The organism is Bacillus sp. B19-2, from assembly GCF_022832475.1.
In the GTDB taxonomy this organism is placed as follows: domain Bacteria; phylum Bacillota; class Bacilli; order Bacillales; family Bacillaceae; genus Bacillus; species Bacillus paralicheniformis.
In genome coordinates, this window is the sequence record NZ_JALHKQ010000001.1 from 556,706 (window position 1) to 578,281 (window position 21,576).

Here is a 21,576-nt window from a genome sequence, read left to right on the forward strand (position 1 = left end):
AGATGGCTTCATCGTCGGATAGAAAAAGCAATAATATAAATGATAAAGATTTAGTTGAATTAGCAGGATACCATGCTTATAAACACCAAGATATTGGAAGGAAAATTTACATAAATAAAGTAGTTTATAAGGTTAAGGATGTCAAATACAACGACCCAACCGGACTAGATGTCATTACATTGAAAAACCTGGAAACAGGAAAATACACAATCGTCTACCAAGGAACAGACGCAGGTAAAAAAAACGGCATGCAAGACATTCTCACCGACGCACAGATGGCCGGCAGTATAACGCCGAAACAAGTAGAAGCTGCCCGCGACTACTACGACCAGATGAAAGCCAAATACGGCGATAAACTAAACGCAGTCTGCGGTAACTCGCTTGGCGGGGGATTGGCAAATGCAGTGGCCGTGGAGCATCCCGATGTGAAGGCCGTGACGATTAATCCTTCGATTCTTCCGGAAGGCGAAGTGGACCGGGATCAAGACTATCCCAATATCACAAACTATTTCAGTAAGTATGATCCGCTGACATTGGCGGAGGAAGGCGTGCTGCTCGGGGACAGGATTCCGGGAAAAGTGATTGAAATTGATAATGGTGTTCCGCTTGTTTCCGCCTTTATGTCCAACCACATGGGCTATAGAATGGGGGAAAATACAGAGGAAGGCCAATCGGTCGAAATCGGCGAAAAAGGAAAACCGGGCCACGGCCGAATTTATGTTTCTGCCAGCGATCATATCGTGACGAGCATTTGGACGGGGGAGCCGTTATACGGAAATATCGGTTCCAACAAGATTGAGATTAATAAAGAAAACCTTGACCTGCTTGCAGCTGCGTTGGAAAGCGATGTGCTGAGACGGTTGGGATATGTTTCAGAGTATCTTCATCATTCCAATGATATCGTTGAACATGAAAAAGATCTGAAACCAAAACGTCTAGCGGATCTTCGTGAGACATTTACCGACATGTTCGAAAGAGCATTCGGCGATCCATTGTTCATCGGAATATCACAAGCAGGCAATCTTTTAAAATACTTGATCGACAGCTTAATTGCATTGCTGGATACGGCTGAAGAAAAGTGTCGCTCTTTAAATGTGGTATTGAATTCGCCTCCTTCTGAACTGATTGAATATGTTTTTCAAACGGATATTAGTGTGGAAAGCATTACAGGTGAGATAAGGGGTTATTTGAACGGACTGAAACATGATATTGACAGTCTGACTCATGCGCTGACAAACATGGTTCGACAGGAGATATCTGAGGTATTCGTCAATCCTGCCATGGGATTCGCTGACGCTGTTGCCGATGAAATCTACAGCCATTTTGTCATCGTCGGAAAGAATGAAAACAGTTTGAAAAAAAAGGTTAAGACATTTATCCGTCAAGTTCAGGCGGCGGGAGAAGGCTTTCAAACGAGCGACCGCAGCGCTGCCCAAGACATCAAAAGCCGCAAAGCACCTGCACAGCAAAAGACAACGGTTCCGGTATCTGTTCAATCTCAATTTGAGGAATCTGACTATTTAAAAGATCGTTTGAAATTAAAAGACCGTCATGTAAATAGTTCAGTGGCGACGATGGCGGGTTCTCTGAACGCAAGCCTCGTTCCTGTCGCGAACATCCTATTTGATACATTGCTGGCGTTAGAATTGAGCTTGGAAGCTGCGTCTGCTTCCATAAAAGGGTCGGCGAATCTCTTGCTGTGTTTAGCCCTCCCCGGGAAACTATTCGGGATGTTCTCTGATTGGGATGAGAGAATAAAAAGTGCGATAGACCATGCGGTGAAGCCGCTGGATGAAATCGCGGCAACGGTGGAAGGCGTACGTAAAGCGGTAGGTAATTTAATGGCATTTCTTCCTATTTTTATTCATAAATTCAAACCGTATATCGACAATGCTATTTTTGAACAGGTTCATTTCAACTACATTAACATTTACAATACGGCTGCTGACTCTATCCTTGAAGAAACGGAATTGCTTTTTCAGGACATTGTTTTCCAGCTGTCCAATCAAAAAGCGAAATCGATTACCGCACTGTGCGATGCTTCAAAAGACATCTTAAACAATATTAAACTTCTTCGTGCTGATGTAAAACGCGGGACGATGTAGGGCAGAGAAAAGAACGCGGCGCCCTGGTGTCAGGCGGTTTTTCCTTTTGTAGAAAAATGTGTGGAAATCGTGAATTTTTCTGTGAACGGCAGCTGAAGCCTTAAGAATTAGCAAACATGGAACGGATTCAATAAAAACGTATTAGGTCATTGCAGTATGAACTGGAGGATACAGTTTTGAAATATAAAAAAGCAGCAGCATTTGGAATGGTTTTACTTTTATTTATAGGCGGATGTCAAAACAGAGAGGATTCTGAAATTAGCGTCCAAGATTACACAGGACAAGACTTTCATATTCAGAGCAGGGGTTATCAGAAAGAAACCGCTGAGATCGCGGAAGCGCATCGAGATGAGGTTGAAAAAACTGTAAAAGACTATTTCTTGGATCAATATAGGACGAAGGTAAAAGTCCATAACATTGTCGGAGGGCATGGATTTGTTACGGTGTATGCTGAATCGGTCGGAGAATTGCATTTCTACACAAGCGCAAAAATTAAAATTGATTTGGACAAGAAAGAGGTGCAGACTGACGCGATCAGCTCATCGGAGTTCGATGTGAAAGACTCGATTACGAGCGCAATATACGCATTGGCTTTTGAAGACGAATTTGCCGCGCTAGATTACTATTTAGAGAAGCTGACAGAAGAAGAGCCGATTGTTGGCAAAACGCAGGCAGCCGTTGATAACACAAGCGGTAAGGGATATCAGACGCCTTATTATGCTGTTTCTTTAACTGCTGATTGGAAGGATGACCTTTATTCAGCATATTTAGAAAACCCGAAAAGAAGCAAACAAGACTGGCAGGAAAAATTAGAAGATGAAGAAATCACCCCAAAATCATGTGATGTCAATATACAGTTATATATGAAAAAAGCACATACAAGGCCAAGCGAACGTATTTATAATCAAGTGGTGCAGGATATCGAAGACATGGAAGATCTGGCTCCAGGGACATACAGCATTTACTTGAATGACAATAGAATCGATAAAAACTTCGGATATAATCGAAGAAAAAGCACGCTTGGACGATAATGTCTTCCTAAGCTGATTACGTATTGATATGAGCCGGAAAGCGGTCAGCATTTCATTCCGCGCGGTCGCCGGGTTTTTCAGCTGTCTAGTTAAAAGTAAAGTCGATTACGGCGATTTGCGCAAATTTTTTCGGGACGTGTAGGGAAAAGTGGAAAAAAACCGCCGAAGCCGGGTGGCAGGCGGTTTTTCCTTTTGTAGAAAAACTTGTGGAAATAAAGCTGCGTGGAAATCGTGAATATTTGCTGTAAAGGGCGGCTGATTAATGCAGGGAATCTTTAATAATTTTATAGTTTTTATGGTTGACGACGGTTAAGGAGTCCAATTCCAAGTCTCTGTAGTTTTCCATAATCGTGACATCGACGATCACAGAGTTTTCGTTTACTTTCTCTACGATTCCGGTGAGTCCGTTTTTAAATTCGATGACGTTCCCGACTTTTGCAATTTTCAAGTGACTTCCTCTCCTTTAAAGTAAATTAACCTATTGAAAGTATTTTGCAATATTTTCTTGGAGAAGTAAAGCGATTTGGGAAGCGGCATCACTATTGTTGTACCTGGTGTGACTTAATGTTATAGTTAATTAGTTAAAGATGATGAGAGAAAAGGGGAGAGAACAGGTGACAGAGCAAAATGCCATCGATCAGATCGAGCAATTAAGGTCAGGGAGCATTCATGAACTCCATGTGAAAAAAGAAGATTTTCTTTCTTTCAGAGCCATCTTAACAAAACAGGAAGATTTTAAGCGTTTTCGCGGCATTGCCCAGCATGGCGGAAATATTATATTTCAATATATGAAAGAGGCAAGAAGCTGAAAAAAGCTTTCTCAGACCGGCTGAGAAAGCTTTTTTTATTTGCGTGAAGCCATATGTTTCTGGAGATTTTGGTGTATTCTGCATGAAATCGTCCGGCTGTCTGCAATAATGTGACAACCGGGCGGTTTGATGGAAGACATGCCAACATTTTGGCAATGAAATCAGCGATTCGTCTTGTTAGTGTAAAACATATGTTTTTTTCGATGAAGATTTGACAAGGAGGAAGGAAATGAAATCGAAATTTGCTGCGCTAGCTGCGTTTTTAATCTGCATGCTGCCGGCAGCAAGAATCGAGCATGCTCAAGCTGTCATGTTGTTCTCGAAAAAAGATAAACAGGAAATGGAACGGCTGATGGAAAGCCTTAAACAAGATGAAAATCCTGCTTTTCAATTGACAGATGAAAAAAGCTTCGTTGAAGCCGCGCATCTGCCAGTTGAAGAGGAGCAGGAAAAAGAAGAGCTTGAAGAAGAGACGACTGATCTTACACATAAAGAAAAAGATCTTTTATCAAGGCTTGTACATGCCGAAGCGAAAGGCGAGTCATTTGAAGGAAAAGTGGCTGTCGCCAATGTCGTCCTGAATCGGGTGGAAGACGGCCGATTTCCTGACAGCGTAAAAAGCGTGATCTATCAAAGAAACGCTTTTGAGCCCGTTCTAAACGGCAGCATCGAGAAAAAAGCAGACCGCGAATCAGTTGAAGCTGTGGAAGAAGCGGTAGATCAAAATAAAAAAGAAACAGACGCTTTATTTTTCTATAATCCCGACATCGCTTCTGATGACTGGATTAAAACGAGAAAAGTCGTGAAACGCATCGGCAATCATGTCTTCGCGATCTAAAAAAGCAGTCAGGGCCATCCGCCTTGACTGCTTTTTATATGCGATTCTTTCTCACTTTTCACAGCCTAAGAAAAAATTGTTTTTGATCCTTTATGAAAATCAATTTTCAATGAAAAAGAAAATAATTTTTAGACTTGTCTCATATGATGGGATAAACCCGTGAGACAAGGAGAGACCTCATGAACCGTTTTGTAAAAGGAATCGTTCTTCTTTCGCTAGCTGCTTTTTTTGCAGAATGTCTTGAATTCGTCATCAACATGATTCTTGCACGGGAGCTTGGCGAGCATGGCATGGGGCTCTACATGAGTGTTTTGCCTTCCATTTTTTTAGTTGTGGTGATTGCGAGCCTTGAGCTGCCTGTATCGATATCGAAGTTTATCGCCGAGTCCAGCCCGAAGCTGCACGAAAGCATGCTGAAACATGCTTTGCGGATGACTGCGGTCTGCACGGTTTTCTCCACGGCAGCTGCAGTGATCATTCTTCCATTTATTCCGGTTTTTGATTCTTACCACCCTCTGATCAGAGGACTTGTGATCGGGATGATCCCTACGGTTGCATTTACGTCGATCGCGAGAGGCTACTTCATGGGCGTTCAGCAAATGGGTAAAATCGCAACGGCGAATGCCCTGAAAAAAATCTTTCAGCTCATCGGCTTGTTTTTATTTTTTCAATGGTATTCCTTTGAATTGGATACTTCTCTTCTGATCTCGTTGTTTGTCCTCGTTGCAAGTGAAGTGGTCGTGTTTGTTTATTTGTTTTCGCAGTTTGTTTTGGTCAGGCGCGCCGCTCAAAAAGGGCAGCAGATCCACTTGCGGAGAAACGATGTTTTAAAACGCCTGCTCACTGTTTCGATCCCGACGACGGGGCTGCGCGTTTTTCACGCTGTGACAAACGCCGTTGAACCTTTTTTGGTGAAGGGGACGCTGCTTGCCGCTGGCGTATCAAGAACATCGGCCATCGACCAGTTCGGCATGCTTTCGGGGGTGGCGATGACAATCGGCTTTTTTCCGGCTTTTATCGCCCATTCACTGATGGTCGTCATGATCCCGAGCATTTCCGAAAGCTACGCTTACGGACAATACGAAAGAGTGATCAAACGGATTAAACAGGCGATCTTCATCACGCTGTTTTACGGAATACCGTCCGTTATGGTGATGTATCACTTTGCAGAGCCGCTGACCCACTTATTTTTCGATTCGGTCAAGGCGTCGTTTTACCTAAAAATGCTGTGGCCGTACTTTTTATTTCACTTTTTCGCCATGCCGTTTCAGGCCTGTTTAATCGGAATGGGGTTGGCCAAAGATGCCTTTTATCATAACGTATGGGCCAGTGTCTTGTCGTTTTTGATGATGTATGTTCTCGGATCTATGCAGACATTGCAGATGACGGGGATCATCCTTGCGATGAATACCGGGATGATTTTGCTGACGGCGCTGCATTATGTGACGATTTGCAAAGAGCTGGGCGTCACGCTTTTGTTGACAAACAAATCCCGATCTCCGAGAATCGAAAGCCGCTGATTGACCCTCTTCATAGTTTTGGTTTTTGCGGGGAAGCTAATACTAAAAAGAAGGGGAGTTCATATGCGAAGAATCAGTCTTATTTACCCGCTCATCCTGGTGCTTTTTTTCGGAGCCTTCTTATTTCAGCCGCAGGCCTCTGCAAAACATGCTTCTCCGGCAGTCATGCAGATGAACACGGTGGAGGGGCAGCGCGTCGTCATTCCCGCCGAAGGCCAAAAGACGATCGTTCATTTTTGGACGACCTGGTGTCCGCCGTGCCGTGAAGAGCTTCCGCGATTCCAATCCTACTATGAAAGCAAGCAATCCGGCGTAAAGCTCGTGACCGTGAATTTGCTGAATGCCGAAAAAAACGAACAGAAGGTGAAACAGTTTATTAAAGCAAACAAGCTGACATTTCCGATCGTTTTTGACAAAAAGGGTGAAATGATGGAAGCCTACAATGTCATGACGATTCCAACGACATTTTTCTTTAACGAAAAAGGAGAGCTGGAGAAATCGGTTGTCGGACCCATTACTGTGGAACAAATGAAAGAATGGGCAGGGAAAAGCTGAGCCGGGAGTTCAGCTTTTTTTTTTGGAATGTAAATGATAATTAATATCATGAAGAAATTATAATAATTATTATTTGAAAACGTAGAAAGCCGTGCTATAATGAGAAATAGAAAAGGGTGTGTTCAATGGACAAGAAGCAGTCATACCCTTTATATAAATAAAATACTTCATGTTTATGCTGCCGATGAGGCGGCAATTTGTTTTTTAATAAGGAAATTGACGATGAATTACATTCTCAATTAGGGAGGATATTGGAGATGCAATTAGAGATCGGGAAACAATCGCAGCAGAACCGTCACACGTTTCACTTTGAAAATTGGAGGCAGCACGGGGAATTGATTGCTGCGCTTTTGTCGGGTTTGTTGATTCTTTTAGGCTGGCTGTTGTCCGACAATGACACATTGTCCGTTGTTCTGTTTATTTTAGCTTTTTGTATCGGCGGCTTTGCCAAAGCGAAAGAAGGTATACAAGAAACGCTGGCGGAAAAAACGCTGAATGTTGAACTCCTGATGATTTTTGCGGCGGTCGGGTCTGCGCTGATCGGCTACTGGGCTGAAGGGGCCGTGTTGATTTTTATCTTTTCTCTCAGCGGAGCGCTTGAGACGTATACATTAAATAAAAGCAAACGCGATTTGACATCGCTGATGAAATTGGAGCCGGAGGAAGCCGTTTTACTTGAAGAAGAAGGAACAAGAACCGTGGCGGCAGCCGATCTTCAAGCGGGCGACCTCATTCTTGTTAAACCCGGGGAACGCATTGCGGCAGACGGGGAGATCGAATCGGGAAAAACGAGTATCGACGAATCGGCACTAACGGGCGAATCAATCCCCGCGGAAAAAAACCTCGGAGACGCGGTTTTTGCGGGGACAGTCAATTTGAGCGGATCGCTCACGGTCCGTGTCACAAAGACAAATGAAGATTCGTTGTTCAAAAAGATCATTCGGCTCGTTGAGTCTGCGCAAAACAGCGTTTCGCCGTCACAGGCGTTCATTGAGCGATTTGAAAATATTTACGTTAAAGGGGTTTTGCTTGCTGTCGGACTGCTGCTCTTTCTGCCGCATTTTCTGCTTGGCTGGAGCTGGAGCGAGACATTTTACAGAGCGATGGTGTTCATGGTCGTCGCTTCGCCGTGTGCCCTTGTCGCTTCGATCATGCCTGCCGCGCTGTCCTTGATCTCTAATGGCGCAAGAAACGGCCTGCTTGTCAAAGGCAGCGTCTTCCTTGAAAAGCTCGGAAACAGCAAAATTGTTGCATTGGATAAAACGGGAACGATTACGAACGGAAAGCCCGGCGTGGAGGATATGCTTTTAGCTGCTGATATCGAGGAGCGCGAATGCTTGGAGGCTGCAGCTGCGATTGAGAAGCAGTCAGGCCATCCGCTTGCCAAAGCGATTGTCCAGTATGCAGAAGCAAAAGGCATCAAACCTGCCGCGAATGTGTCGATCGAGGAGACGTCAGGGTTTGGCGTTCAGGCTCAATACAATGGAGAGACATGGCTGATCGGTAAAGCCGGATTTGTCGGGGAAGAGGCAGCCGGGCAATTTCTCACGGCAGCTGTTCAGGAGCTTGCCAAGCAGGGGAAAACAATTGTGTTTGTGAAAAAAGGCGAAAAAATCGCGGGGTGTTTTGCATTAAAAGACCAAATCAGACCGGAAGCTAAAGCGGTGATCGAAGAGCTGAATGCGCTTGGTGTTCAGACGGCGATGCTGACCGGGGACCAGCCTGAAACCGCAGCGGCCATCGCACGAGAAGCGGGCTTGAAAACCGTCGTTTCAGAATGCCTTCCTGACAGAAAAGTAGAGGAAGCGCAAAAGCTGAAAAAAACATACGGAACAATCGTGATGGTGGGAGACGGAATCAATGATGCACCGGCCCTTGCCGCAGCTGATGTGGGGATCGCAATGGGGGGAGGCACAGATGTCGCATTGGAAACAGCTGATGTCGTTTTAATGAAAAACGAATTGACAGGACTGACCAAAATGATCCGGCTCTCCCGGAAAATGAATACGATCATTAAACAAAACGTGATGTTCTCTCTTGGTGTGATCTGTCTTTTAATCTGCAGCAACTTTCTTCAAATTCTTGATCTGCCGCTCGGTGTCATCGGGCATGAAGGCAGCACGCTGCTTGTTATTTTAAACGGCCTCAGGCTGCTGAAATCCTAAACAAACAACGGCTGCACATTAACGGCAGCCGTTGTTCACATCAGAACGCTTTTTGAGAAAGAGGCAACGCATACATAAGCGGTGAGCAAGAGACGGGAAAAACTGATACAATGGATGTGATGCTTTTACATGTTAAATGTATGGTACGGAAACTGTCTCAAGGAGTGAAAAGAGCATGGAAAGAATTGAACAAATCTCTTCCTGGCTGAAAGAAAAAAACATATCTTCGGCTTTTATTCATTCAAAAGAAAACGTGTTTTATCTTACAGGCTTTTATACAGAACCGCACGAACGGCTGATGGGCGTTTTTATTTTTCAAGATGAAGAGCCGTTTTTTGTTTGTCCGCAAATGGAGGCCGGTCAGGCGAGAGCAGCCGGCTGGGCGTATGAGATCATCGGATACGGGGATCATCAAAACCCTTGGGAACTCATATCCTCAGCGCTTCAAAAGCGAAACGGCCAATGTTCAAAAGTGGCGGTTGAAAAAGAAACGCTTGCTCTGTCGCGCGCCGAAATGCTGCAGGCGGTTACAAACGGTGCAGAGCTTGTCTCTGCAGAAGAAAGGCTGAACCAAATCCGCGTCATCAAAGACGAAAAAGAAATCAGCATCCTCCGTGAAGCGGCCAAGCTTGCCGATTACGGGGTCGAAGCAGGAGCCGCCGCATTAAAAGAAGGGATAGCGGAAATCGATGTCGTCGCTAAAATCGAGTATGAGCTGAAGAAAAAAGGAGTCCAGGGGATGTCATTTTCCACAATGGTCCTTTTCGGAGAAAAGTCAGGACAGCCGCACGGAAACCCGGGCAGCCGCACGCTTAAGCCGGGCGATTTCGTCCTCTTTGATTTAGGCGTAATCATTGACGGATACTGCTCTGATATTACAAGAACGCTCGTGTATCAAAATGTGAGTGAAAAACAAAAAGAAATATATGATACGGTGCTTCAGGCCGAAACGGAGGCGCTTAAGATGAGCAAACCCGGTGTCAGAATCGGCGACCTTGATTTAAAAGCGCGCGGTATCATCGAAAAAGCGGGCTATGGCGATTACTTTCCTCACCGTCTCGGGCACGGGCTCGGGATTTCGCCTCATGAATACCCGTCGATGAGCCATAACAATGACGAGCTTTTAAAACAAGGTATGGTATACACGATTGAACCCGGCATCTATGTGCCGGAAATCGGAGGGGTGCGCATCGAGGATGATGTACTTGTCACTGCCGATGGAGCAGAAGCGCTGACAAAGTATCCAAAAGAGCTGACTGTCATTTCATAAAAAACGGAACCCGCGCCCGCGCGCGGGTTCTTTTTTATGCTGACGTGAATCGTTTGTCTTATTACCCGTGTCAATCCTTTGAAATGAAAAAATCGTCAAAGGAACGGAATGGTTTGATCTCGTGTTTTTCTTTAAGCGGTTTCATCGCTGCTTTTGAAGACAGTACGATAACGATACATAATAGAATCAGAATGAAGATACCCATTTTTCTTCCCCTTTCTGGAATGAAAACGTGTTCAGCACCGGTGCTGCCTTCATTCTAAATTATGAAACGCTTTCCATAGCAAGCCCTAAATCAATAAAGAAAACCCTGATGACAGGAATTTCGGGAATTTTGCCGGGCCGCTTCATATGATTGACGCTGAAAAAGTCCTGTGATGATCTTTGATGAATGAATCTACTGCGTCTTTTTGTTTTTATTATGGTGATTTAGATTGATCAAAAGATAATCGGATTGCATCATTATTCTCATGTGAAAAATTTGTATACTAAGCTCAGAAGAAGGGGGGGATTCAATGGGAAAAACGCTGATGAATTAAATCTGCCGCAGACAATATCTTTTCATCTCTCATCGAGATATTTCAGTCCCCGCAACGATTGCGGATTCACCCCCCACACAAATAAGCATGAAGCACTTTTCTAATGATTTGACGTCCATTACTTATGAAAGGAAGCTAGCAAAGAGTGAAAACATTAGGATATGTACTGTTTTTGTCGATATTTGCTTTTGTCAGTATCGTACCGGCAGCTGACGCGAAAGTGATTGATCATGACAAAGTGCAAGGCTTCAGTGAAGTAACCCCTGTGACGATTTCTCAAAAAGCGGCCAAACGTTTTCAGCCTTATTTAAAGGTCGCAAGCGGCTGCGTCCCTTTTCCCGCAGTTGACGCACAAGGCAATACAAGCGGAGGCCTGGAGCCTACCGGAGCGCCCGAAGGCCACTGTAGCAAAAGCGTGGGGCAAGTGTACTCCCGCTCTGCATGGTACAATGGAGTATGGGCGATTATGTACGCATGGTATTTTCCTAAAGATTCACCTCTGCCTTTTAAAGCATTCGGCCATCGACATGATTGGGAAGGAATCGTCGTATGGATCGATAACCCGGCAAATCAAAATCCAAAAGTGTTTTCCATCGCTTATTCTCAGCACGGTAAATTTCAAAAAACAGCTCCAAACAACAAGATTATGGAAGGTGATCATCCGAAAATCCGCTATGATGCTCCGCAACCACCGATTAACCACAGCTTATATGTGGACAGCGCAAAGGGCGGAACCCAGCCTCTCATCGGATGGGAAGATTTGACGCCTGCCGCAAGAAACGCATTGAACACTACGGATTTCGGAAGCGCAAACGTTCCTTTCAATGATCACAATTTCACGAATAACCTTGGAAAAGCATGGTTTAGATAAAAATATTTCGTGTATCGGCTGATTGTGAAATATTTTCATATCAGCCGATTTTTCTCCGTACATCTTCTTTGCTGTTTTCTTCATATTTATAGAACCTCGAAAAAATTCCCGAAAAGGATCAAAATCCACGCTCCAAGCGATATAATTTCTTTATGACGCGAAATGATCCGGCATGTATGAAAAGATTTGAAAGAAAGAAGGGAAACGAATGGCGAATATCAGGGAAATAGCTGAAGCCGCAGGGGTTTCCATCACGACTGTTTCAAGGGTTCTCAACGGCCACCCGTATGTCAAAGAAGAAAAACGCCAAAAAGTTCTTGAGACGATTGAACGGCTCGAATACGCAAGGAATATGCATGCCGTTCATTTATCCAAAGGCTTTTCCAATATGATAGGTGTTGTGCTGCCGACCATTGGCCTCCCTTATTTCGGCGAGCTGCTGGAAGGAATCGCTGAAGAAGCCGCGAAGGAAGGCGTTCACTTTTCGCTTTATCAAACAAATTATCAATTGGAAAAAGAAGTTTTTGCATTGGAGCAGCTGAAACAAAGACAGGTGGACGGCCTGATTTTCTGTTCAAAAGCGATGTCTGATGAAGCGCTGTTGGACTGGCATGAGACCGGTCCGTTCATCCTGTGCCAGGGCTCAAGCGAACAGCATTTTTCAACGGTCAGCATTCCGCATAAAGATGCTTTCCGATTAGGACTGGATTTTTTGATTGAAAAGGGGCACACAAAAATCGCCATTGGTTTGGCAAGGAAAAATGGCATGAACAGCCACTTTCGCCTCGAGGCATACAAGGAAGCTTTGGCCGCGATCGGGGAGCCTTACCGGGAAGAATGGGTATTCGAGCGGTCGCTGACGATTACCGACGGGCAAAAGCTGTTCTCTGAATGGCGAGAGATGAAGGAGAAGCCGACAGCTGTATTTATCGCCAACGACCAAGTTTCAGCCGGTATGTTTCTTGAAGCGCGGCGTCATCAGGTGGATATTCCCGGAAGCCTCGCCATTTTAAGCTGTGACAACCAGCCAATCAGTGAAGTGCTGGGCATTTCAACGATCAAAATGAATATAAAGGAAATGGGGAAGCATGCGTTTCGCCTTTTGCGAAAAAGAATCGGCGGTGCCGGACCGGAAAAACAGACCGTTCCTTACAAGCTGATCAAAAGGGCGACTGTGTAATCAAAACATCAATCATTTTCCAGACAGTGATCAAAATTCGACATTTTTCATCAAAAAGGTCAAAATAAATTGACGCGCTTTCATGAGTTTTGTACGATATGAGAGATTGATGACAAAAAGGAGCTGAGGATCGTGAACAGATCCTTTACCGTTGAAAAGGTACTCAACAACAACGTTTTAATCGCTCTCCATGATGATTACAGAGAAGTTGTCTTGATTGGCAAAGGAATCGGTTTTGGCAAAAAGCGCGGAGATCTTATCGAACATGAGAACTATGAAAAAATGTTTATCCTGGAAAATGATAAGGAACAATCGCAGTATAAGAAGCTCCTCACTTATGTCGATGAAAAAATGGTTGATATCGCCAATGATGTTATCTACCATATCGCGCAAAAAATCGGCCAGCCGCTGAACGAACACATTCATGTCGCGTTGACGGACCATATCGCATTTGCGGTTAAGCGCTTAGAAAAGGGATTTGATATGAAGAATCCGTTTTTGCTTGAGACGGAATCGCTTTATCCGAAGGAATACGAAGTCGCCAAAGAAGCCGTCGATATGATAAATGAAAAATCAGACATTCAGCTGCCTGAAGGCGAAATCGGGTTTATCGCACTTCATATCCACAGCGCGATGACGAACCGCCCGCTTTCTGAAGTCAATCAGCATTCACAACTGATCTCCAGGCTTGTCCAGGTCATCGAGGATTCATTCCAGATGCAGGTCAACAGGGAAAGCGTGAACTATTTGCGGCTGATCAGGCACTTGCGCTTTACGATTGACAGGATTAAACGGGACGAGCCGATTCAGGAACCGGAAAAATTAATGTTGTTGTTGAAAACAGAATATCCGCTGTGTTACAATACTGCTTGGAAGATGATCAAGATCTTGCAGCAAGCGCTCAAGAAACCTGTTCATGAGGCAGAAGCCGTTTATTTGACATTGCATTTGTACCGTTTAACTAATAAAATTTCATAACGCCTTTATAACGTGTTACTGATTCGATCAGGCATGAGTGAAAAAAGGGAAGAAATGAAGACGCTGTCTTTTGTTTCTTAGTGTACCCGCTTTCACCATGCCTTTTTTGTCGTTCTAAACGCGAAATGTAAACGGTTTATTTGGATGAAAAAGCAGTCTTTTGAACGAAGTTGTCATGAATTTTTGCTGTAAGGTCAAACTATCCTTAGAGGGGGTTAAAACATGTTTAAATCGCTATTTGGCGTTCTGCAAAAAATTGGACGGGCGCTGATGCTTCCTGTTGCCATCCTGCCGGCTGCAGGGATACTGCTCGCGCTTGGTAATGCCATGCAAAATCCGCAGATGACAAAAGTCGCACCATTCTTAACGAACAGCACCGTTCAGCTTGTTGCGAAAGTGATGGAAAGTTCAGGTGACGTCGTGTTCACCAACTTGGCGCTCCTTTTTGCAGTCGGAGTTGCCATCGGTTTGGCTAACGGCGACGGTGTTGCCGGAATCGCCGCTATTATCGGATATCTTGTTATGAATGTCACGATGAGTGCAGTGCTTCTTCAAAACGGTTCGATTCCAAGCGACGCAGTTGAAAGAGCACAGTTCTTTACTCAAAACCATCCGGAATACACGACAATGCTCGGCATACCGACATTGGCAACGGGGGTATTCGGGGGTATTATTGTCGGTGTCCTGGCCGCTGCCATGTACAACCGATTCTACACAATCGAGCTTCCGCAGTATTTAGGATTCTTTGCCGGAAAGCGCTTTGTTCCGATCATTACATCGATTTGTGCATTGCTGCTGGGACTTGTCATGCTGTTTATCTGGCCGCCGATCCAAGGCGCGCTGAACAGCTTTTCGACAAACTTGCTTGCAGCCAATGAAGCGGTCGCAGCTCTCATCTTCGGAATGATTGAGCGGGCTCTGATTCCGTTCGGTCTGCACCATATTTTCTACTCGCCGTTCTGGTATGAGTTCTTCAGCTATACAAACCAGGCGGGAGAAATTGTCCGCGGTGACCAAAGAATTTTCATGGCGCAAATCAAAGACGGCGTCGAATTGACAGCGGGTACATTTATGACCGGTAAGTATCCGTTCATGATGTTCGGTCTTCCTGCGGCAGCGCTTGCTATTTATCATGAAGCAAAACCGCAGAACAAAAAGCTTGTTGCCGGTATTATGGGTTCAGCAGCATTGACAGCATTCTTAACAGGGATCACTGAGCCGATCGAATTCTCATTCTTGTTCGTCGCTCCGATTCTGTTTGCGATTCACTGCGTGTTTGCCGGCCTGTCATTCATGATGATGGACATTTTAAATGTTAAGATCGGGATGACATTCTCCGGCGGTTTGATCGACTACTTCCTGTTCGGAATTCTGCCGAACCGTACAGCTTGGTGGCTTGTCATTCCTGTCGGTTTAGTCCTGGCTGTCATCTACTACTTCGGATTCAGGTTTGCCATCCGCAAGTTCAACTTGAAAACGCCTGGACGCGAAGATGCAGCCGCAGAATCCGCTGATGAAGGCAAAGAAGCAGCAGGAGATCTTCCTTATCAAATTCTTGAGGCGATGGGTGACCAAGAAAACATCAAGCACCTTGACGCTTGTATCACAAGACTTCGCGTCACAGTCAACGATCAGAAGAAAGTTGACAAAGAGCGCTTGAAAAAACTCGGCGCATCCGGCGTGCTGGAAGTCGGCAATAACATCCAAGCAATTTTCGGACCAAGATCCGACAATTTAAAATCGCAAATGCAAGACATTATGTCAGGCCGCACGCCACGTCCTGAAAAAGCTCCAAACGCTGCCGAGGAAGTAGAGCAGCAAATCGAAGAAGCTATGGTCGAGCCTCTTCAAAACGAATCAGGTGAAGAAGTATTCGTTTCACCGCTTGCTGGTGAGCTTCATCCGATTACAGATGTTCCGGATCAAGTATTTTCCGGAAAAATGATGGGCGACGGATTCGCGATTCTTCCTGCAGAAGGCACAGTTGTATCACCTGTGAGAGGGAAAGTGCTGAACGTGTTCCCGACAAAGCATGCGATCGGTCTGCAGTCTGACGGCGGCAGAGAAATTCTGATCCACTTTGGAATCGATACGGTCAGCCTGAAAGGCGAAGGCTTCACTGCATTTGTTTCTGAAGGTGACAGGGTTGAGCCCGGCCAGAAACTGCTTGAAGTCGACATTGAAAAAGTGAAGGACAGCGTACCTTCCCTGATGACGCCGATCGTGTTCACGAACCTTCAAGAAGGAGAAAGCGTGAGCCTACAGGCAGAAGGCAATGTCAGCCTGACACAGGACGACATCGTCCGCGTTGAAAAATAAATTCACAAAATGGCCGTACTTGTCAGATGACATGTACGGCTGTATGATATAATATTGTGAATGTACTAAAAGCTTTAAATTAAAAGGAGATTGATAAAAAATGGCACAAAAAACGTTTAAAGTAACTGCAGATTCTGGAATCCACGCTCGTCCAGCGACTGTTCTTGTACAAACAGCAAGCAAATATGATGCAGATATCAATTTGGAATATAACGGAAAAACCGTAAATCTTAAATCAATTATGGGTGTTATGTCACTAGGTATTGCCAAAGGTGCTGAAATTACGATTTCTGCTTCCGGCGCTGATGAAAATGATGCTCTTTCCGCACTTGAAGAAACAATGAAAAGCGAAGGTTTAGGCGAATAATGCTTGAACTAAAAGGAATAGGCGCTTCCGCCGGTATAGCGATCGCAAAAGCATATCGGCTTGAGGAGCCTGATCTAACGGTTGAAAAGAAAAACATCTCTGATTCTGATGCGGAAGTAAATCGTTTTGAAGACGCCATCGAGCGTTCTAAAAAAGAGCTTGAAATCATTAAAAACCATGCATTGAAAGAGCTTGGAGAAGATAAAGCGGAAATCTTTTCTGCACATTTGTTAGTATTAAGCGATCCGGAACTGTTAAACCCGATTAAAGACAAAATCAAATCGGACTCCGTCAATGCGGAATTCGCTTTAAAAGAAACGGCCGACATGTTCGTCACAATGTTCGAGTCGATGGATAACGAATATATGAAAGAACGCGCCGCTGACATCCGCGATGTCACCAAGCGTGTCACAGGGCATCTTCTCGGCGTTGAAATTCCGAACCCGAGCCTGATTTCCGAAGAGGTCATCATCGTGGCCGAAGACTTGACACCGTCTGATACAGCGCAATTAAACCGCAACTTTGTTAAAGGGTTTACAACAGATATCGGCGGACGGACGTCCCACTCAGCCATCATGGCGCGCTCGCTTGAAATTCCGGCCGTTGTCGGCACAAAAACGGCAACGAAAGGCATTCAAAACGGCGTAACAGTGATCGTTGACGGCATCAATGGCGATGTCATCGTTGATCCTTCCCAGGAAACAATCAGCGAATACGAAGAAAAGCATCAAGCCTTCCTGGCACAAAAAGCCGAATGGGCGAAGCTCGTCAATGAACCGACTGTCACGAATGACGGCCATCATGTGGAACTTGCCGCTAATATCGGTACACCTGATGATGTAAAAGGCGTTCTGGAAAATGGAGGAGAAGCAGTCGGCCTTTACCGGACTGAATTCCTTTACATGGGCAGAGACCAGCTTCCGACTGAAGAGGAGCAATTTGATGCCTATAAAACCGTTCTTGAGCGTATGGAAGGCAAATCTGTTGTCGTTCGTACTCTTGATATCGGCGGAGACAAAGAGCTTCCATATTTAGAACTGCCAAAAGAAATGAATCCTTTCTTGGGATACAGAGCGATCCGTCTTTGCCTTGATGAGCAAGAGATTTTCAGAACGCAGCTTCGTGCGCTGCTTCGGGCAAGTACATATGGAAACTTAAAAATTATGTTCCCTATGATCGCGACTGTAAACGAATTTAAAGAAGCGAAAGCGATTCTTTTAGAAGAAAAAGAAAAGCTGAAAGCTGAAGGTCAACAAGTTTCCGACGACATTGAAGTCGGTATGATGGTTGAAATCCCTTCAACAGCGGTGATCGCTGATCAATTCGCTAAAGAAGTCGATTTCTTCAGCATTGGAACGAATGACCTGATTCAATATACGATGGCTGCTGACCGGATGAATGAGCGGGTATCTTACCTTTACCAGCCGTACAATCCTGCGATTCTCCGCCTGATCACGCTTGTCATTGAAGCGGCTCATAAAGAAGGAAAATGGGTCGGCATGTGCGGCGAAATGGCGGGAGATGAAATCGCGATCCCGATCCTGCTCGGTCTTGGACTGGACGAGTTCTCAATGAGCGCGACGTCAATCCTGCCGGCAAGAACGCAAATCAGCAAGCTTTCTAAAAAAGAGGCGGAATCGTTCAAAGAGCAAATTCTGTCCATGAGCACAACAGAAGAGGTTGTACAATTCGTAAAAGAAACCTTCAATATGGCATAAGCGATTGAAAATCCGGACCGGCATAACCAATGCCCGTCCGGGTTTTTTTGTTGATCTGAATGATCTCGGCTGCGGCGGAAATAATACATGTGACCAATTGTTAGAAAGGGGGATTTTGATATGCCCAGGCAGCCATTCAAGTCGGGTGATGAGGTCTATGTCATTTACCGGAACCCGCATGCCGCCAATGTCGCGCATATAAAGGAAGCTGAAGTCGTTGATCACCCGCTTCACGAAGGTGAACTGGCATTGTTTATGTATGATACATATCACGCCTTTGCCGAAGATGATGCCGTTTTTTCTTCATATGAAGAGGCGGAACGGCTTTACCGTGAATTATTTGACGGGATATGAAGATATTACCGGTATATCGCATCCTCTAAATGCAAAAAGTAACGTAAATAAGCAAAGGATGTGTCTGTTTCCAATGGTAAAACCGTTTGTTCCCCAGCTCGTCTATATTGAACCGAAAGCGCTGGAATATCCGCTGGGGAAAGAGCTGAGAGATAAATTTTCAAACATGGGGCTTGAGATCAGGGAAACGACTTCACACAACCAGGTAAGGAATATCCCGGGGGAAGGCCACCTGCAAAAATACAGAAATGCGAAATCCACTTTGGTTATCGGCGTCAGAAAAACATTGAAATTCGATTCGTCAAAACCGTCCGCAGAATATGCGATTCCGTTTGCAACAGGGTGTATGGGTCACTGCCATTACTGCTACCTGCAGACGACAATGGGCAGCAAGCCGTATATCAGAACGTACGTCAATGTGGAGGAAATACTTGATCAGGCGGATCAATATATGAAAGAACGCGCGCCCGAGGATACGCGGTTTGAAGCTTCTTGCACATCTGATATTGTCGGGATTGACCATTTGACACACACATTAAAACGTGCAATTGAGCATTTCGGTCAATCCGACCACGGTAAACTGCGTTTCGTGACAAAATTCCATCATGTCGATCATTTGCTTGATGCCAAGCACAATGGAAAAACGCGTTTTCGCTTCAGCGTGAATGCCGATTATGTTATCAAAAGTTTTGAACCCGGCACATCCCCGTTGGATAAACGGATCGAAGCCGCCGTGAAAGTAGCGGAGGCGGGCTATCCGCTCGGTTTTATCATCGCTCCGATTTATATTCATGACGGCTGGCAGGAAGGCTACAGAGTGCTCCTCGAAAAGCTCGATCGTGCGCTGCCGCAGCATGCGAGGCGCGACATTACCTTTGAAATGATCCAGCATAGATTCACGAAGCCGGCAAAAAGAGTCATTGAAAAAAACTATCCAAAGACAAAGCTCGAACTGGATGAAGAAAAACGGCGCTACAAATGGGGCAGATACGGGATTGGCAAATATATATACCAGAAAGATGAAGAAGCAGAGCTTCGCAGCGCCCTTGAAACGTATATTGATAACTATTTTCCCGAAGCAAAAATCGAATATTTCACATAACAGAGCTTTAATTGGAAAAGCTCTGTTTTTTGTTTTGAGATGTTAGAAAAGGGTTTTTCCACTCCATTAAGACCGCATAATCAAGCGATTCCTCATCTTCAATGTAGCCGGGAATCACGCAAACCGGTGATCGTCCGCACTGGAGCAGGAATGAGAGCACGGGATCGCGCTTTTCCCCGTCCAAGACAGCTTGAACATACTGTTCGGGCGTCATTTCTTCAGCTGACTTGTGATAATGGGGAATCCGCCCGCCGCCAATGAGCCGATTGAGCCCTTTAAAGACCGTCAGTTCATACATGGATTGCATCAGCAGCTTTCCGATGCCGAGTTTTCGATAGTGTGGGGATACGGAAATATCGACGACATAAAGGGAGTTTCCATCGTTTTGATGTGTGCCGATATACCCGTTGTCCGTCACTTCGTCCCACCTGTGGTGCGGATGATGCGGATCAAAATCAGTCATAAGCGTCGTCATCGAACCGATGATTCGGCCTTCGGAAACCGCGCAAAGCGCACCATCGGGAAATCGTTCAATATGGGAATAGAGCTGCTTTTCATTCCACAAAAGGTCTTCCGGAAACGGAGGCGGAAAGCATTCTCTTTGAAGTGCAATCAAATCGGGAATATCTTTTTTGCTGTAGTTGCGGATGTCCACCTGCTGATAAGAAGTGCCGTTATCGACGTAAAACTGTTTATAGATCGCCCATCACTCCTTTTGATATTTCCTTCATTATATCGTTATTTTAGCAGGCTATCTTAATTTTGCGAAATTTTGGCCGATAAAAAGAATATGAAGGTGCATGTAAAGGAGGGTTTCATTTGTTTAAAAAACTGCATGTCAAAATTGCTGGATTTGTTGCCATCCTGCTGATTTTGACGGTTATCGTCCTACAGTTTTCCACAACATATTTGTTGAAATCAATGCTTGAAGATGAAGCAAAAGAATCGACGTCCAGCCTCCTCGGTTCAATTAAAAGAAATATTGAGCTTCAATTAGAAAACTACGAGATTTCTTTGAATCGTATAAGTGATGGAGAATTGGCTCACTCATTCTTAAAAGACGGTGATAATAAAATTATAAAAATCGTCAATGATGAATTAAAACAATTAAAAGAAAAAAATGAGTATGTCAATTTAGCTTATATCGGCACAAAGAAGAAGGAAATGTTTACATTTCCGAAAAAGACCTTTGATGATGATTATAATCCGGCTGAAAGGCCATGGTATACGTCAGCTGCAAAAACACCCGACAAAGTCGTTTGGACGGAACCTTACAAAGATGCGGTTTCCGGAGATATGACAGTTACTGCGGCAAAAGCCATCGTCGTCCATAATCAAGTTGAAGGCGTTGTCAGTATAGACTTGTCATTGAATTCATTAAACAAAATCATCGAAAATCAAAAGATGCCATATGACGGCTACGCATTTATTATGGACCAAAACGGGACAATGCTCGCCCACCCGTCAAAACAAGGTGACGATATATCGAAAGACAAAACATATCGGGATATCCCGTCATCCAAAGACGGAATCAAAGTAGGCAAAGATACGGTGATCGCTTATCAGACCGTCGGCGGTACGGGCTGGAAAGTCGGTACGCAATTCGACACAGCGAAGCTGATGTGGGTCGCACAGGAAATGAACAAAATGGTCATGATTGTTTCAATCATTGCTTTGGCAGCGGCGATCATTTTAAGCTATTTCCTTGCCAAAACGATCACAGGCCCGATTAAGCAGCTAATTGCCAAAACAAAAGCAGTTGCGGGCGGTGATTTGACGGTCCAGACAGCTGCTGCCTCAAAAGACGAAATCGGCATATTGACAAAAGACTTCAATAAGATGGTCGAACACATGA

General features: G+C 44.8%; 19 protein-coding genes and 1 pseudogene. 17 read left to right on the forward strand and 3 right to left on the reverse strand.

Annotated features, from left to right (window positions below; translation table 11 throughout):
- Positions 1 to 2: 2 nt before the first annotated feature.
- On the forward strand, positions 3 to 2,105 hold the full coding sequence (locus MST20_RS02935; protein ID WP_243940020.1) for an SA1320 family protein: 2,103 nt from the start codon (positions 3 to 5) through the stop codon (positions 2,103 to 2,105).
- Between the two features lie 176 nt (positions 2,106 to 2,281).
- Positions 2,282 to 3,136 (forward strand): DUF1672 family protein, encoded by an 855-nt coding sequence (locus tag MST20_RS02940; protein WP_243940022.1) that lies wholly within the window; start codon positions 2,282 to 2,284, stop codon positions 3,134 to 3,136.
- A 259-nt stretch (positions 3,137 to 3,395) separates the two neighbouring features.
- On the opposite strand, the gene MST20_RS02945 is transcribed toward MST20_RS02940, so the two are convergent.
- Positions 3,396 to 3,584, reverse strand: a complete 189-nt coding sequence (locus MST20_RS02945; protein ID WP_003181225.1) for a YkvS family protein — start codon at positions 3,582 to 3,584, stop codon at positions 3,396 to 3,398.
- Positions 3,585 to 3,726: 142 nt separating this feature from the next.
- Between MST20_RS02945 and MST20_RS02950 the strand changes: the two genes are divergently transcribed.
- The 6 genes from MST20_RS02950 to MST20_RS02975 all read left to right on the forward strand — a co-directional run bounded on the left by MST20_RS02950 (position 3,727) and on the right by MST20_RS02975 (position 10,293).
- Positions 3,727 to 3,945 carry a hypothetical protein gene (locus MST20_RS02950; protein WP_409365392.1) on the forward strand — a complete coding sequence of 73 codons (219 nt, stop codon included), beginning with the start codon at positions 3,727 to 3,729 and terminating at the stop codon, positions 3,943 to 3,945.
- Between the two features lie 229 nt (positions 3,946 to 4,174).
- Positions 4,175 to 4,783 carry a cell wall hydrolase gene (locus MST20_RS02955; protein ID WP_243940024.1) on the forward strand — a complete coding sequence of 203 codons (609 nt, stop codon included), beginning with the start codon at positions 4,175 to 4,177 and terminating at the stop codon, positions 4,781 to 4,783.
- Between the two features lie 179 nt (positions 4,784 to 4,962).
- Positions 4,963 to 6,303 carry a polysaccharide biosynthesis protein gene (locus tag MST20_RS02960; RefSeq protein ID WP_075753111.1) on the forward strand — a complete coding sequence of 447 codons (1,341 nt, stop codon included), beginning with the start codon at positions 4,963 to 4,965 and terminating at the stop codon, positions 6,301 to 6,303.
- Between the two features lie 63 nt (positions 6,304 to 6,366).
- The gene (gene stoA, locus MST20_RS02965) at positions 6,367 to 6,858 is read left to right on the forward strand and encodes an endospore biogenesis thiol-disulfide oxidoreductase StoA (RefSeq protein ID WP_243940026.1); all 492 of its coding nucleotides are present in this window, start codon (positions 6,367 to 6,369) and stop codon (positions 6,856 to 6,858) included.
- Positions 6,859 to 7,115: 257 nt separating this feature from the next.
- Positions 7,116 to 9,023 (forward strand): heavy metal translocating P-type ATPase, encoded by a 1,908-nt coding sequence (locus tag MST20_RS02970; RefSeq protein WP_243940028.1) that lies wholly within the window; start codon positions 7,116 to 7,118, stop codon positions 9,021 to 9,023.
- Positions 9,024 to 9,198: 175 nt separating this feature from the next.
- Positions 9,199 to 10,293 (forward strand): M24 family metallopeptidase, encoded by a 1,095-nt coding sequence (locus MST20_RS02975; RefSeq protein WP_105978966.1) that lies wholly within the window; start codon positions 9,199 to 9,201, stop codon positions 10,291 to 10,293.
- 70 nt (positions 10,294 to 10,363) lie between these two features.
- Here MST20_RS02975 and MST20_RS21135 read toward each other — a convergent pair whose 3' ends face one another.
- On the reverse strand, positions 10,364 to 10,498 hold the full coding sequence (locus MST20_RS21135; protein WP_003181237.1) for a hypothetical protein: 135 nt from the start codon (positions 10,496 to 10,498) through the stop codon (positions 10,364 to 10,366).
- Between the two features lie 479 nt (positions 10,499 to 10,977).
- Between MST20_RS21135 and MST20_RS02980 the strand changes: the two genes are divergently transcribed.
- The 8 genes from MST20_RS02980 to splB all read left to right on the forward strand — a co-directional run bounded on the left by MST20_RS02980 (position 10,978) and on the right by splB (position 19,721).
- Positions 10,978 to 11,703 (forward strand): NPP1 family protein, encoded by a 726-nt coding sequence (locus MST20_RS02980; protein WP_243940030.1) that lies wholly within the window; start codon positions 10,978 to 10,980, stop codon positions 11,701 to 11,703.
- A gap of 208 nt (positions 11,704 to 11,911) precedes the next feature.
- Positions 11,912 to 12,883: a LacI family DNA-binding transcriptional regulator gene (locus MST20_RS02985; protein WP_243940032.1), complete on the forward strand. Its 972-nt coding sequence runs from the start codon at positions 11,912 to 11,914 to the stop codon at positions 12,881 to 12,883.
- A gap of 132 nt (positions 12,884 to 13,015) precedes the next feature.
- Entirely contained in the window at positions 13,016 to 13,861 is an 846-nt protein-coding gene (gene glcT, locus MST20_RS02990) for a glucose PTS transporter transcription antiterminator GlcT (RefSeq protein ID WP_003181243.1), read from the forward strand.
- Between the two features lie 222 nt (positions 13,862 to 14,083).
- On the forward strand, positions 14,084 to 16,180 hold the full coding sequence (gene ptsG, locus MST20_RS02995; RefSeq protein ID WP_025811357.1) for a glucose-specific PTS transporter subunit IIBC: 2,097 nt from the start codon (positions 14,084 to 14,086) through the stop codon (positions 16,178 to 16,180).
- A gap of 100 nt (positions 16,181 to 16,280) precedes the next feature.
- On the forward strand, positions 16,281 to 16,547 hold the full coding sequence (locus MST20_RS03000; protein WP_003181247.1) for a phosphocarrier protein HPr: 267 nt from the start codon (positions 16,281 to 16,283) through the stop codon (positions 16,545 to 16,547).
- A complete protein-coding gene (gene ptsP / locus MST20_RS03005) occupies positions 16,547 to 18,265 on the forward strand; it encodes a phosphoenolpyruvate--protein phosphotransferase (RefSeq protein WP_243940034.1) in 1,719 nt (572 codons plus the stop codon). The genes MST20_RS03000 and ptsP overlap by 1 nt, the downstream gene beginning before the upstream one ends.
- Positions 18,266 to 18,385: 120 nt before the next feature.
- The gene (locus tag MST20_RS03010) at positions 18,386 to 18,619 is read left to right on the forward strand and encodes a transcriptional regulator SplA domain-containing protein (RefSeq protein WP_243940036.1); all 234 of its coding nucleotides are present in this window, start codon (positions 18,386 to 18,388) and stop codon (positions 18,617 to 18,619) included.
- A gap of 73 nt (positions 18,620 to 18,692) precedes the next feature.
- Entirely contained in the window at positions 18,693 to 19,721 is a 1,029-nt protein-coding gene (splB, locus tag MST20_RS03015; RefSeq protein WP_243940038.1) for a spore photoproduct lyase, read from the forward strand.
- A gap of 7 nt (positions 19,722 to 19,728) precedes the next feature.
- Here splB and MST20_RS03020 read toward each other — a convergent pair whose 3' ends face one another.
- Entirely contained in the window at positions 19,729 to 20,421 is a 693-nt protein-coding gene (locus MST20_RS03020) for a GNAT family N-acetyltransferase (RefSeq protein ID WP_243941143.1), read from the reverse strand.
- Between the two features lie 221 nt (positions 20,422 to 20,642).
- On the opposite strand from MST20_RS03020, the pseudogene MST20_RS21330 reads away from it, so the two are divergent.
- Positions 20,643 to 21,566: pseudogene (locus MST20_RS21330) on the forward strand (HAMP domain-containing protein); the annotation flags it as partial.
- Between the last annotated feature and the right edge of the window lie 10 nt (positions 21,567 to 21,576).